Below are 13,509 nucleotides of genomic sequence, written 5' to 3'. Positions count from 1 at the left end.
AGGGGGAAAAGAAAGATCCCCTCTCCCTTTTAGGGAGAGGGTTAGGGTGAGGGTATAATCCTCATCAACCACACTTCGAGGACAAACGCATGTCTGCACGCACTCTGCTTGTTGCTTCATTTGCCTTACTCGCCGCCGGCAACAGCGCGGCGCAAAGCCATTACGCCTGGGTTGGCACCTACAACCCGAACGGGGAAGGGCTTTACCGCTTCCAGGTAGACGCTAAAACCGGCGCGCTTAGCGAGAAAACGCTGGTCAGCTCGCTGCCAAATGCCGCGCAGCTTACCGCGTCGCCGGACGGCAAGACGCTATACGTGGCCAGCGAAGCGGAGAAAGGCGTGATTGCGGCGCTGCGTGTGGGCGATGACGGAAGTGTGACCGAACTGAACCTGGTCTCTTCCGGTGGCGCAGGCCCGGTTTACCTTTCCCTGACGCCGCAGGGCAAGCACCTGCTGGTGGCAAACTACGTGAGCGGCTCTATCGCCGTGCTGCCGGTTAATGCCGACGGTAGCCTGCAGGAAGCCAGCGACAAACATCAGGACAGCGGCGAGCCGGGCGCGGCGAAACCAGAAGCCGCGGTAGAAGGTAGCTTCGCCGCCAGCGATCATAACGGCCCGCATGCCCATATGATTGCCGCCGATCCGAGCGGCAAGTTTGTTTTCTCGACCGATCTTGGCCTGGATCGGATCTACCAGTATCGCTTTGATCAAAACAAAGGCGTGCTGGAGCCAAACGATCCGCCGTTTATCTCTGCCTCTTCAAAAGGTGCAGGGCCGCGTCACTTTGTCTTTGCCGCAGACGGTGCGAGCCTGTGGTTGATTAACGAGGAAGCTTCTACGCTTACCCATTACAAGCTCAACCGTGAGAAAGGTACGCTGACCGAAGGGCAGACTATCTCTTCGCTGCCAAAAGGCTATAAGGGCACGAGCTTTGCGGCGGGCCTGGTGTTGAGCCACGACGGTAAGCAGCTGTATGTGGCCAATCGCCTGCATAACAGCATCGCGCATTTCAGCGTAGGCGCTAACGGTGAGCTTACGCATCAGGACGATATCTGGACCAGAGGCGACTATCCACGTGGCCTGACGCTGGATAATACCGGCAAACATCTTTATGCCCTGAACCAGCGCAGCGACAACATTACTCGCTTTAGCGTGGCGCCGGGCAACGGTAAATTAACTTTTATCGAGGATTATACGGCGGTGGGAAGCCCGTCACAGATGGTCTTCACCCCGTTTAAGTAAAGCAGGGCGGGGCGCTTAAACGCCCCGATAACCAAAGGAAGCGGTAGTGAGATTCCCCAATCAACGGCTGGCTCAGCTTTTTGAGATGCTGCAAAACGAAACGCTGCCCCAGGATGAACTGGCGCGGCGTTTGTCCGTTTCTACCCGCACGGTGCGGGCCGATATCACGGCGCTCAATGCCCTGATGGCAGGCTTCGGGGCTCAGTTTACGCTTACCCGCGGCGCGGGCTATCAGTTGAATATCGAGGATGCTGAACGCTATGGCGAGCTGGTTCAGCATCGTCCCCGTCAGCTGCGTATTCCTCGCACTTCACCAGAACGCGTGCATTACCTCGTGGTGCGCTTTTTAACGGCGGCGTTTTCACTGAAGCTGGAAGATTTGGCCGAAGAGTGGTTTGTCAGCCGCGCCACGCTGCAAAGCGATATGGCGGAGGTGCGGGAGTGGTTCAACCGCTATCATCTGACCATTGAGACGCGTCCGCGCCACGGTATGAAGCTGTTCGGCAGTGAAACGTCTATCCGCGCCTGCCTGACGGATTTGCTGTGGCAGTTGACCTTAGAAGACAGCGAAAACCCGTTATTGACCGAAGAAGCGCTTAACGCGGGCGTGCCTGAACAGCTCGCCAGCTCACTGCATGACTGCTTTACCCGCTGCCGCATCCGTTTAACCGATGAAGGTGAACAATTTATCCGTCTCTATTGTTCGGTTGCGGTGCGCCGCATCAGCGAGGGTTATCCTCTGCCAGAGTTCACGGCGGATAATGTTGATGTGCAGGTAAAAGAGGCTGCGCGTCAGATTGCCGGCCTGCTGCAGCAGCTTGCGGGCAAGCCGCTTTCCGAAGCCGAAGAGCAGTGGCTGCAGGTGCATATCGCCGCGCGTCAGGTACAGGAAGTGGCGCCGAGCGCGATCAATGCCGACGACGACGAAGCGCTGGTGAATTACATCCTGCGCTACATCAACACCCACTATAATTACAACCTGCTCGGCGATGAGCAGCTACACGCCGACCTGCTTACCCACATCAAGACGATGATCACCCGGGTGCGCTACCAGATAAACATCCCGAATCCGCTGCTGGCCAACATTAAGCAGCATTATCCGCTGGCCTATGACATGACGCTGGCGGCAGTCTCCAGCTGGGGGAAATATACGCCCTATGCCATCAGCGAGAACGAAATTGGTTTTCTGGTGCTGCACATCGGCGTTGGCCTGGAGCGCCACTACAACATCGGCTATCAGCGTCATCCTCGCGTGCTGCTGGTTTGCGATACCGGGAACTCCACGGTACGCATGCTGCAGGCCATGCTGCTGCGCAAATATCCGCAGGTGGAAGTGACCAGCATTATTTCTCTGCGAGACTATGAGCAGCTGGAAAACGTGGATGAAGATTTCGTGATTAGCACCGCGCGCATCAGCGAGAAAGAAAAGCCGGTTGTGATAATGGCGCCGTTCCCGACCGACTACCAGCTGGAGCAGCTTGGTAAGCTGGTGCTGGTGGACAGAACACGTCCGTACATGCTGGAGAAATTCTTTGATGCCAGCCACTTCCGTATTATCGACCAGCCGATGACCCAGCAGCAGCTTTTCCTGACGCTGTGCGAGCAGCTGGAGCGGGAAGGTGTGGTTGATGCAGATTTTCATCCGTCGGTGGTGGAGCGTGAAGCCATTGTCAGCACTATGCTCGGCGAAGGGATTGCTCTGCCTCACTCACTGGGCCTGCTGGCAAAGGAAACGGTGGTTTATACCGTACTGGCACCCCAGGGGATCGGCTGGGGCGACGAGACGGCGCACGTGATCTTCCTGCTGGCTATCAGCAAGAGTGAATACGAAGAGGCGATGGCGATTTACGACCTGTTTGTGACGTTCCTGCGCGAGCGGGCGATGGTCCGGCTTCGCGAGAGTAAGGATTTTGACAGTTTCAAGGCCGTGGCGATGGAGTGCCTGAGTAAGCTGTAACCTCCATTGACCCTCACCCCGGCCCTCTCCCTGTAAGGGAGAGGGGGAATTCAATGGGCAAATTTATCCCACCCCGAAGAGCATGCGGGGATTTACCTGGCGGGTTTAGGTTTATCCCCTCTCCCCTGTGGGGAGAGGGTTAGGGTGAGGGGCAGTTATTTCAGGATCGTAAACGCGGTGGTTACGTGCTTCACGCCGCTAACCCGGCTGGCAATATCCGCTGCGGCTTTACCTTCACGTTCGGTCACCAGGCCTAGCAGGAATACCTCGCCATTCTCCGTGGTAACTTTCACGTTAGACGATTTTACCTGGTCGCTGGTCAGCAACTGAGAGCGAACTTTTGTGGTTATCCAGGTATCGCTCGACGCGACGCCCAGGCCGACCGGAGCCATAATTCGAATCTCGTTATAGACTTCGGTTGCGCCGTCTACGCCCAACGCAATTTGCTTAGCGCGAGAAGCAAGATCTGGGTTAGGAGACTGACCAGCCAGCAGCACTTTGCCCTGGTAAGCCGTCACGTTAATACGTGCTTCTTTCTTGATTTGCTCATCCTTGCTGAGCGCGCTGTTCACGCGTAACTCAAGCGTGCCGTCATCAACCTGCGTCCCGACGGTGCGCGGGTCGGTTGCGGTTTTTGTCGCCACGGCGGCACTTCCCACAACAACGGCACCGACGCAGCCCTGCAGCAACAGCGCGGAAATAAGAACTGCGACTGGCGTAATGGCCTTCATGTTCATTCCTTCTCCTTTCTCAAAATTAGCTATTAGCCATCCTGGTGCGGAAATAGCGTATTGTCGATCAGATCGCATAAACAGTTCACCGTCAGCATATGCATCTCCTGGATGCGGGCGCTGCGATGAGAAGGGATTCGGATTTCAACATCCTGTGGCCCCAACAGTCCTGCCAGTTCACCGCCGTCATAGCCCGTCAGCGCGACGATAGTCATGTCGCGGGTGACGGCTGCCTCAACCGCTTTGACAATATCACGGCTATTGCCTCGGGTGGAAATTGCCAGCAATACGTCCCCGGCGTGGCCCAGCGCACGAACCTGTTTGGCATACACTTCTTGATGCAGACGGTCGTTAGCGATCGCGGTTAAGACCACATTATCTGCATTAAGTGCAATAGCCGGTAAACTAGGTCGCTCTGTTTCGAAGCGATTGATCATGCTGGCAGCAAAATGCTGTGCGTTGGCGGCGGAGGTGCCATTGCCACAACAGAGGATTTTGTTGCCGTTCAGCAAAGACTGAACCAGCGTCATCGCTGCACGGGAGATGGCGTCCGGCAGGGCTTCCGCTGCGGCAATCTGAGTTTGAATACTTTCCGTGAAGCAGCCTTTGATTCTTTCAAGCACGTTGATTCTACCTGGAGTTTTTTAGATATCGGCGGCAAACGCGTTGGTCAGCCACTCTATTTCATTGCCGGTGAAAGCTAACACATCGAAACGGCAATCTACAGTATCAAAACTTTTGCCGCTGCCGCTAAGCCAAACCTGTGCGGTATGCAGCAGACGCTGCTGTTTGCTGCGGGTGACGCTGGCGGCTGCACCGCCAAACTTATCGTTACGCCGGAAGCGCACCTCTACGAAGACGATAACCTGCCGCTGTTTCATTATGAGGTCGATTTCGCCGCCGCGAACATGCACGTTCGCCGCAACGAAGCGCAGTCCCTTGCGCTCGAGGTAGCGGCGCGCCTGCTGTTCATAGCGCGCGCCGCGTTGCTGGCGGTTCAGGATACCGGGACTATCTGGCCCTGATTGAATTGCAGCCAATTTAGCTTCCTGTTAATGACGCAGTCCTGGTTGGCGGTCAGCTGCCCGGTGTTGCCGTTCACCTGGTAACCCTGCACCTGGCGTATCTGGGAGAAGTGGCTTGCCAGCGTCCAGGCATCCACGCCCATCGCATACAGGCGCGCCAGCGAGTAGTCATTATTGACGCTGCTTAACGCCTGCTGCATCAGCTGCGGGTTGCCGCCGGAAAGCATCGGGATTTCGCTAAACTGCAATCCTTCCATTTCCAGGCGGTAATCCGGACCGTTCACGCCCTGCGAGCTGCGAGAGCTGGCATAAAGTTGCGCGCTGCCGCGGCTGCCCGTGCGCATCGCAATCATTGGTTTGATCAGCGCCACTTCTTCAGAAGTCGCGATGATGTAGACCGCATCGACGTTGCCGCTGCTGCCTGCGGTGATTTGTGCATCGGTTGGTGCCGCTGGAATCGTAAGCCCGCCGATGGTCACGCCCGGAGGCGTATTGGATGGCGTGTTCACCGGCGTGCCGGTTAAGGCGATGCCGGAGCCGCTGTTAATGCCGCGCTTCAGGTCGCTGATTGAGCCAAATTTCTGCTGCAGCACCAGGTTGCCACCCAGCTTCTGCCATTCGGTGGCAAAGGCTTTCGCCACCCGGTCACCCAGGGCATTGGCTGGTATCAGCATCAATGGATTGCGGTGGTTTTGCCGCCAGATGTGGTCTGCGGCGTCGCGGGCTTCATCTTCAGGAGAAAGCGCGAAGTAGCAGATGTTTGGGCGGTTCTGGACGTTTTCTGGCTGGTTGAGAGCCAGAATATTCAGCGGGCTGTTGGTGCTGGCTAGCTGATCGACATTGTTTTTCAGCAGCGGGCCGACGACCAGCGTGGCACCGTCCTGCTGTGCCTGAGCCAGAACCTGTGAGAGCGGCTGACTGCTGGTGTCGTAGATTTTAATTTCCGCCGTCGGGCTCGCGGCAACAGATGGCACGGTTTGTACGTCCGGTTGGGCAGCCGGCGTTGTGGTTTGTGGTGTTGCGGCCTGTGCCTTCTGGTCTGTCAGGTCGCTGACGGATGCGCTTGCCGGGCTCACTGCAGCATTAGGATCTGCGGGGGCCTGAGGCTCTTGCTGCTGAGGCTGTTCTTGAGGCGACGCAGCCTGTTGTTGCGCATTAGGATCTACGGGCTGTGCGGCTGACTGCACGGCTGCAACCGGCGCGACGCCGTTGTTTTTCGCCGCTTCAAAACCTTGTTCAATGGCGCGACCAAACACCGCTGCCTGGCCGTTTAACGGCAGCAGAAGGGCGATTTTACCGGTTGAGGCCGGCTTGAAGTTTTGTACGTTCACCAGTTGGGTTGGCAGCGTTTTTGAACCTGGATTGTTCGGGTAACGCGTTTGCCAGTCCTGAATGCCTGCTTTCAGCATGTTTGGATCGTTACGGTTATCGCTCCAGACGTGCTGCAGATCCAGCCAGCCCTGCAGGGTATTTTCGTCGGCATTAATCACCAGGCTGTTCATTTGCTCTGGCGAGAACTGCGACAAAACCTGCCAGGTGCCATCAATGTTTTTCTGATGGGCATCACCTTTCAGCAGCGGTTCCTGAGCAATGTAGGCGCGCAGCAACGCTAAGGAAGGGCGTCCCTGAGAAGCGTCAATCACTGCCTGGTAGTAGCGGCTCTGTTGGCTCTTGTCGAGTGTGCTCGGGTCAATCTTTTCCAGCAGGGCAGAGGCGGCGTTGAAGTCTTTCTGCGCAAGCTTCACTTCCGGCACCAGCAACTGCTGTTCACGAGCTTGTGCATCGTTGAGCTGCTGCGGCAGTTGGTTATACAACGCCACGGCCTGCTGAGGTTTACCCTCTTTTAGCAGGGAACGAATGGCGAGTAATTGCCAGTTGGTCTTGCTATCATCTGCACTTTGCTGCATTTGCTGCAGATAGTAAGCGGACCCGGCGGTGGTCTCGCCCTGCAGCAGCGTAGCGGACTGATCCGGTGCTTGAGTAGAGCAGCCGGCAAAAATCAGCGCCGCGAGCAACACAGGCAGGCAGCGCCCGGCTTTCGAACGATTCAAGGTTGAGGGTAGCATTCTGTATCCAGTGGTTTTTATATCCCAATGTACAATATTAAATCGGCAATACGGATGAGACAATGAAACAACACGAAACGGCGGCGATTTCAGCCAGTACGCTTTACATCGTCCCGACGCCTATCGGCAATCTCGGGGACATCACCCAGCGGGCCCTCTCGGTGTTGCAAAGCGTTGATCTGATTGCCGCAGAAGATACTCGCCATACTGGCCTTTTGCTGCAGCATTTTGCGATTAATGCGCGACTCTTCGCACTTCACGATCACAATGAGCAACAAAAAGCCGAAACGTTAGTGGCAAAACTGCAGGAAGGCCAAAGCATCGCGCTGGTGTCCGACGCCGGTACGCCGCTGATTAACGATCCGGGTTACCACCTGGTGCGCACCTGTCGCGAGGCAGGCATTCGCGTAGTGCCTTTGCCTGGCCCGTGTGCCGCTATCGCCGCGCTCAGCGCGGCCGGTTTACCGTCCGACCGCTTCTGCTACGAAGGTTTTCTGCCTGCAAAATCAAAAGGCCGCCGCGATGCGCTTAAGGCCATTGAGCAGGAGCCGAGAACGCTAATTTTCTATGAATCAACCCACCGCCTGCTGGATAGCCTCGAAGATATCTGCGCGGTGCTGGGCGAATCCCGCTACGTGGTGCTGGCGCGCGAGCTGACCAAAACCTGGGAGTCGATTCACGGCGCGCCTGTCGGCGAATTGCTGGCATGGGTAAAAGAAGATGAAAATCGCCGTAAAGGCGAAATGGTGCTGATTGTTGAGGGCTTTAAAGCCCAAAGCGATGACGAGCTGCCGGCCGAAGCGCTGCGCACGCTCGCGTTGCTGCAGACGGAACTGCCGCTGAAAAAGGCTGCTGCACTTGCCGCTGAAATCCACGGCGTGAAGAAAAATGCCTTGTATAAACATGCTTTAGAAAACAGCGAGAAATAGTTTTCTCGAGCCGTCTCCTGGTTTTTACATCGCAACGCGGTTAGCGTTTAAAAAATGAACTCCCTGGTGTTAATTTATGCATGACTGAATGACTTTAAGGGAGTTAAAGTTTATGCCGGTATTGATACCAGGAGATTCGAATATGGTTGTGATGCCTTTTTCCTACAGCACGGCGGCGGTAAAACGCTCTTTCGAGGTGATTGAAGAGCTGACGTTTGCAGGTCAGCATTTTCTTATCATTTTTGACAGGCTGACGCCGAGGGCGGCAATCATTAAAGCCGAGCCTGAAGGGGATGAAAAGGATCTCCGACACACCGTAGTTGCCATGCTAGAACTCAAGAATCAAAAGACGATTGGCGATAACGTTATTTCTGTGGATCGTTTTTGGGAGGATCAAAACGTTCTGCAGGTTGAAGGCGTTTGCGTCGAAAGGCAGCTTCAGGAAGCTGGCTTTGCCACGCAGCTTTACGAGGCGCTAGTACTCAAGTGTGGCTTGATTTTAATGAGCGATAATATTCACTATGCCGGGGGCAAGGCGCTTTGGCAAAAAATAGCCAGAAGCTCCAATCAACTCTCCGTTTTCATTCTGGATTCCGATGTCGGGCGATTTTATCCTTATGACGGAGCAAAAGCCGCCTATAACGGAACAAGTATTCCGGAAGATAAAATCTGGAGCACGCATCCTGATAAAGAACATTTTGGCATCGTCCTGATTGCCGAAGATAAAAGACGTGTTGCTGCGCTGATATCCGATCAATAAAGCGTGGTTAAGGAGCGCAGAGACAAATGATTCTCTACGCTCTATCGTCGTTTAGTTTACCGGCGTAGCCTCAATCACCAGCGTTTCCAAAGGCTTCAGCGTCACAATCAGCGGCTTACTATAGTCGTTAGCCAGCGTCTCGTTCTTGCCGTAAACCTGCTTCAGCGTAAAGTTCGTGGCCTCACCGTTTGGCACTTCAAAGCTCTTACCCAAGTCGAGATAGTAGCTTTGCGGCTTATCCGACGGGTTACGCAGACCCAATATGGCTTTCTCTTTACTCCATGATGCCCAGCCGTAAATCTCAAGCTGCGTTGGGTCGCCGCCAACCCAGTGGCTGTCGACCAGCACGCTGCTGTTTGCCCGTGACCATTTGGCCGCGTCGGCGAGCGTGTCCCATTTGGCGTTGTTCAGCATTGAAGGCGTGATGTACAGCTCCTGCAGCTGGGTGCCGGTGGCAAAGTAACTCCATGCCTGATCCGCAAAGTCCCGATCCGTCTGTACTTTTTCCAGCCCAAAGTAGGCGTGCTCGGCGCTGACGATGCCGTGGTACATCAGGGAGTTAATCGGGAACAGTGGGCCTTTACGTACAATTGAGCGGTACGTTTCCGCATCACGATAGGTTATCCACTGTTGGACCGGAGAGCCTTTACCGTAGACGTTAATGTCATCGCCCTGGCGCCAGATTGAGTCGGCGTAGAACAGCCACGACGGGCTGGCGTCGGTGCCGGTAGTCAGGTTGATAAACAAATCTTTGTTGGCGGCGCGCATGTTCCTGATGAGCTCGATGGAGGCATCAAAGTCCGAAGCGTACGGGCTGCCTTTGATGTACGAGTTCGCGTTGCCCATGCCGTCGAGTTTAAACGAAGTGATATGTTCGTTTTTAATCAGGCCGATGATTTGCTGATTAAAATTTCGGAAATAGTTTGGGCCGGAGAGCGCAAACTTGCCGTCTACGGTTTCAAAACCGTTCTCTTTGGCGTGTGAAACGCGCACGTCGCGCGGTTTGTTATAGCCCCCCCACGGCGAAAGCCACAGGCCGACTGAAGTATGCAGGCTGTCGGCCTTTTCTTTGATGGCACCAAACCCATGCTTAAACGCCGGGCCAAACAGCCATTTTCCGGTTAAATCGTCCCAGCCGTCATCCAGTAGGAAGCCGTCGAGCTTCACGCCGCGTTTGCTTATCAGCTCGCTGGCGTATTCATCCATGCGCGTCAGCACGTCTTTCTCGGTGTAAGGCGTGAAGAAACCGATGTCCATCCAGCTGTTGTAGTGCAGATAGGGCTGATAAGGGCGTGGACGCATGGCGTTGATAAACTGGTTAAAGCTGCGGCGGAGCTGGTCGGTTGCTTCAAATGTTCCGAAGTAGACCGTATAGGTCACCGGCGAGTCGGTTTTAATCGGCGTTTTGAGCTCGACGTTCAGGTTGGTGGTGGTTTCGTACGCGTAGGTATTCACAATTGGTTTTTGCGGCAGCATATAGAAGCTGTCCGCGACGATCGGGGAGCTGTTGATGGCACCGTTAACATAAGGTGCCTGAGCCTGGCCTTTGGTCGGGAAGAAGGTAATTTTTGCGACATCGCGCGGCTGGCCTTTTGCCTGGAGCGTATAGTCCACCGCCGCATATTTCTCCTTAAGCAGCTTCAGGGTCACGTTGACCGAGAAGTCGTCCCGTTCGTAATCAATCTGAATGGCGTCTGCGGTTTTGCTGACGTTTTTGATTTTAAAGTCGGCGGTATGGAGAACCTTTTCATCCGGCAGCGTCAGGAAAAACAGCTCGATGGGCGCCAGTTTATGGTCGGAAAGCCGGTCTTTAATCACCGCTGCCGAACCTGAATCGTCGAAAGAGACGGCAAGGTTATCGTTTTCCAACTGGTACTGTGCGGCCATCGCCACGTGACTTAGCAACATCATCAGTAGAGAGCTTTTTATTATTGTCTTCATCAGAGGTCCTTAAGGGAGTGAGTTACAGGGCTGCTTCTGATTCCGGCAGCAATTTATTCGCCGATCCACATACCGCGACTTTGCTGCGCACAACCTCTTTCATCGCATCCATGCCGACGCGCATGTAATAACGCGGATCGTTGCCTTCCGGGTTGTCGCCAAACCATCTCTTCACCGCGGCGGCGAAGGCGATTTTTAGTTCTGTCGCCACATTTACTTTGCAGACGCCAAGCTCGATGGCGCGACGCACAAATTCGTCCGGGACGTCGCTGGCGCCGTGGAGCACCAGCGGCACGCTGACGACTTCGCGGATTTCGCCCAGCCGTTTGAAGTCTATTTTCGGGCGTTTGGTATACAGCCCGTGAGCAGTACCGATGGCGACCGCCAGGCTGTCGACGCCGGTGAGTTCAACAAAGCGGCGCGCTTCTTGCGGATCGGTGAGGAAAGCGCTCTCCTCGTCCACGTCCATGTCGTCCTCCACGCCGCCGAGACGGCCCAGTTCGGCCTCGACGCTGCAGTCGTTACGGTGGCAAAACTCGACCACCGATCTCACCAGCTGCACGTTTTCTGCAAACGGGAAGTGGCTGCCGTCAATCATGGCGCTGCGTACGCCCGCGTTAACTTTTTGGCTGATGTCCGCCAGGCTTTCGTGATGATCGAGGTGCAGCGCCAGCGGTATGCCGTAGCTTTCGGAATAGGCATGGCACAGGGCGTAAATCTCTTCAAAAGCGATGTGTTTAAACGTTCCGGGCGTACCGGCAAGGATCACCGGGGAATGCATCTCTTTGCAGACTTCAAGGATCGCCTGGATGGTTTCGGCATTGTGGATATTAAAAGCCGGTACCGCATAGCCTCTGGCCTGCGCGTCCTGAAGCAGATACTTCGTCGAAATAATGCTCATGATGAACCTCTCAGCCTTTCCAGGGATGAATGACGACGCCTTTTACCACGCGGTTTACTGTGCCGCTGGTGGAAGGTGTGTCTGGCGTAATGCCTGCTTTAACGGACGAGGTGAGTGCGAAAATCTGCGCATACATCAGGAAGCAGAACGCCTGCTCAACGTCGAGAAACGTGCGGTCGGCCTCGGGCAGCAGAATGTGCGGACCAGCTTCGATTTCCGGGCTGGTTGCTGCCGAAATGGCGATCGTCTGCATTGCCAGGCTGTCTCGTCGCAGCTCTGCCAGCAGATCCAGATCGTACTGACGGGTGTACGGATCGCTGGAAACCAGCACGATCGCCAGCGTTTCGTTATTCACCAGGGATTTGGGGCCATGCCTGAAGCCGGTCGGCGTGTCGTAAAACGCCGCCAGCTTGCCCGCCGTGAGTTCCAGCACCTTGAGCGAGGCTTCCCGTGCCACGCCCTGCAGGCCACCGCTGCCAAGGTAGACCACGCGCTTGTAGGGAAGGGCACCAAATGGGCTCTCGCTGAAGTCCCCCTGAGAATGAATTATCTGCGCGCAGCGGTGCGCCACGTCCTGGAACGACCGTGTGTTGATGACCTCCGGAGCGAAGACCGCAAGGCAGCTTGCCATCATGGTGGTGATGCTGCTCGTCATGGCAAAGCCGCGATCGTGGGTTTCCGCAGGCATCAGCAGCGGTAATGAGCGGCTGTCTTCCAGCGCGCTGCGATAGAGGCTGCCGCCTTCGTTACAGGTGATGGTCAGATGATGGCAGGATTTAACGAGCTGATTGGCAAGATCCACCGCCGCTACGCTCTCCGGGCTGTTGCCGGAGCGGGCGAAGGATACCAGCAACGTTGGCTGTTCCGGGGTGAGATAGTCCAGTGGATTTGTCACCAGGTCGGTGGTCGGGACGGCAACAAACTGTTTGCCGGTGTGGCGAGAAAGCCAGGGCGCAATGATGTCGCCGATAAAGGCCGAGGTTCCCGCGCCGGTAAGAATAATTTTCAGCTTATCGTCGGCGAGCAGTGGAGACAGGAAGGCGGTGATGCGATCGCGAGTTCGATCGATCTGCTGTAGCGAGCGGATCCAGCTGGCTGGCTGTTGGCGAATCTCTCTTTCGGTCCAGGTGGAAGTGCTGCGGCCTGCGGCAACGGAGGTTTCACTCATGACTAAGTCCTTAGCATTGCAGAGTCAGGTGTCATGCTGGAACGCATGGCTACCTTTCGTTTTATTTCATTTAAAGGTTGTTAGTGCTTAAAGGAAATGTATAGAAAGGTTTTGATAAGATCAATACGTATAAAAGAAATAAAACGAAAACCATGGCGCCGATCGTCATTTTTATCTTAATTAAATGATTTAAAAAGATATTTTTTGATGTTTAAGCGTTATGAAAAAGAAAAGGAAAGGTCTGCGGCGGAGCAGGCCGCAGGCCAAAGTGATGCATAATGAAAGCAGCAGAGGAGGCCGCTTTCATTAAACGGGGGGCGAAACTGGAGAGGGGCTACCCGGTCATTTGCTTCAGATACCTTCTTCACTGGCTTCCGTGGCGCGGTGGCGAGCCATCTCGTCGACCAGGCTTGTCAGGCCACGATGGCCGCACTCCAGCGCCATCTGGCGAAACTCGCAGCTGTTTAAGCCTTCTCGCTCCAGCACCATTTCAAGCAACAGCTGGAGGTTGATGCCTGTGACTACCTCACGTTCTGGTTTCTCGAGCGCCAGCGTTGAGGCGACCCGGAACGGCGTCCCGCCCAGAAGATCCGTCAGGAAGACCAGCCCTTCGCGTTCATCAAGCTGGCCTATAGCCGCTTGAAATTGTTCAGTAAGCCGTACCGTGGAGGAGGTTTCAGGGAAGTCGATGGCGATAATCTGCGGCTGCTCGCCGAGGATCTGTTTCATCGCCTGCTCCAGGCCGCTGGCAAAGCCTCCGTGGCCGCTCAAAATGATGCTTAACATCTGC

At 55.4% G+C, this 13,509-nt stretch carries 12 protein-coding genes; 4 read left to right on the top strand and 8 right to left on the bottom strand.

All coding sequences use genetic code 11. The features are described 5' to 3' along the window. Positions 1-89 precede the first annotated feature (89 nt). Entirely contained in the window at positions 90-1,241 is a 1,152-nt protein-coding gene (locus tag VGM55_RS08815; RefSeq protein WP_154189006.1) for a lactonase family protein, read from the top strand. Positions 1,242-1,287: 46 nt separating this feature from the next. Beyond that, positions 1,288-3,198, top strand: coding sequence for a BglG family transcription antiterminator (locus tag VGM55_RS08810; RefSeq protein ID WP_331635260.1), 1,911 nt, complete (start codon positions 1,288-1,290; stop codon positions 3,196-3,198). A 155-nt stretch (positions 3,199-3,353) separates the two neighbouring features. Here VGM55_RS08810 and dolP read toward each other — a convergent pair whose 3' ends face one another. The 4 genes from dolP to VGM55_RS08790 are packed head-to-tail and all read right to left on the bottom strand — an operon-like array spanning position 3,354 to position 7,020. Continuing rightward, positions 3,354-3,929 (bottom strand): division/outer membrane stress-associated lipid-binding lipoprotein, encoded by a 576-nt coding sequence (gene dolP / locus VGM55_RS08805; RefSeq protein WP_154189062.1) that lies wholly within the window; start codon positions 3,927-3,929, stop codon positions 3,354-3,356. Positions 3,930-3,961: 32 nt separating this feature from the next. Then, positions 3,962-4,552: a DnaA initiator-associating protein DiaA gene (gene diaA, locus VGM55_RS08800; protein ID WP_038476306.1), complete on the bottom strand. Its 591-nt coding sequence runs from the start codon at positions 4,550-4,552 to the stop codon at positions 3,962-3,964. Positions 4,553-4,573: 21 nt separating this feature from the next. Further along, positions 4,574-4,969: a YraN family protein gene (locus tag VGM55_RS08795; RefSeq protein WP_154189005.1), complete on the bottom strand. Its 396-nt coding sequence runs from the start codon at positions 4,967-4,969 to the stop codon at positions 4,574-4,576. Next, on the bottom strand, positions 4,927-7,020 hold the full coding sequence (locus VGM55_RS08790; protein ID WP_331635259.1) for a penicillin-binding protein activator: 2,094 nt from the start codon (positions 7,018-7,020) through the stop codon (positions 4,927-4,929). Before VGM55_RS08790 ends, VGM55_RS08795 begins: the two co-directional genes overlap by 43 nt. A 62-nt stretch (positions 7,021-7,082) precedes the next feature. On the opposite strand from VGM55_RS08790, the gene rsmI reads away from it, so the two are divergent. Together rsmI and VGM55_RS08780 are read left to right on the top strand one after the other, a co-directional pair. Beyond that, entirely contained in the window at positions 7,083-7,949 is an 867-nt protein-coding gene (gene rsmI / locus VGM55_RS08785; RefSeq protein ID WP_331635258.1) for a 16S rRNA (cytidine(1402)-2'-O)-methyltransferase, read from the top strand. Positions 7,950-8,091: 142 nt separating this feature from the next. Continuing rightward, positions 8,092-8,709, top strand: a complete 618-nt coding sequence (locus VGM55_RS08780) for a hypothetical protein (RefSeq protein ID WP_154189002.1) — start codon at positions 8,092-8,094, stop codon at positions 8,707-8,709. 51 nt (positions 8,710-8,760) lie between these two features. Here VGM55_RS08780 and VGM55_RS08775 read toward each other — a convergent pair whose 3' ends face one another. The 4 genes from VGM55_RS08775 to agaF all read right to left on the bottom strand — a co-directional run bounded on the left by VGM55_RS08775 (position 8,761) and on the right by agaF (position 13,505). Further along, positions 8,761-10,650, bottom strand: coding sequence for an enterotoxin (locus VGM55_RS08775; RefSeq protein WP_331635257.1), 1,890 nt, complete (start codon positions 10,648-10,650; stop codon positions 8,761-8,763). Between the two features lie 22 nt (positions 10,651-10,672). Continuing rightward, positions 10,673-11,551: a tagatose-bisphosphate aldolase subunit KbaY gene (gene kbaY, locus VGM55_RS08770; RefSeq protein ID WP_331635256.1), complete on the bottom strand. Its 879-nt coding sequence runs from the start codon at positions 11,549-11,551 to the stop codon at positions 10,673-10,675. Between the two features lie 10 nt (positions 11,552-11,561). Beyond that, positions 11,562-12,719 (bottom strand): SIS domain-containing protein, encoded by a 1,158-nt coding sequence (locus VGM55_RS08765; protein ID WP_331635255.1) that lies wholly within the window; start codon positions 12,717-12,719, stop codon positions 11,562-11,564. A gap of 351 nt (positions 12,720-13,070) precedes the next feature. Beyond that, entirely contained in the window at positions 13,071-13,505 is a 435-nt protein-coding gene (agaF, locus tag VGM55_RS08760) for a PTS galactosamine/N-acetylgalactosamine transporter subunit IIA (RefSeq protein WP_331635254.1), read from the bottom strand. Between the last annotated feature and the right edge of the window lie 4 nt (positions 13,506-13,509).

The sequence above is a fragment of the Cedecea sp. genome (genome assembly GCF_036500665.1).
In the GTDB taxonomy this organism is placed as follows: Bacteria; Pseudomonadota; Gammaproteobacteria; order Enterobacterales; family Enterobacteriaceae; genus Cedecea.
Note: the sequence above shows the minus strand (reverse complement) of the source record. Positions and strands in the feature narration are given on the sequence as shown.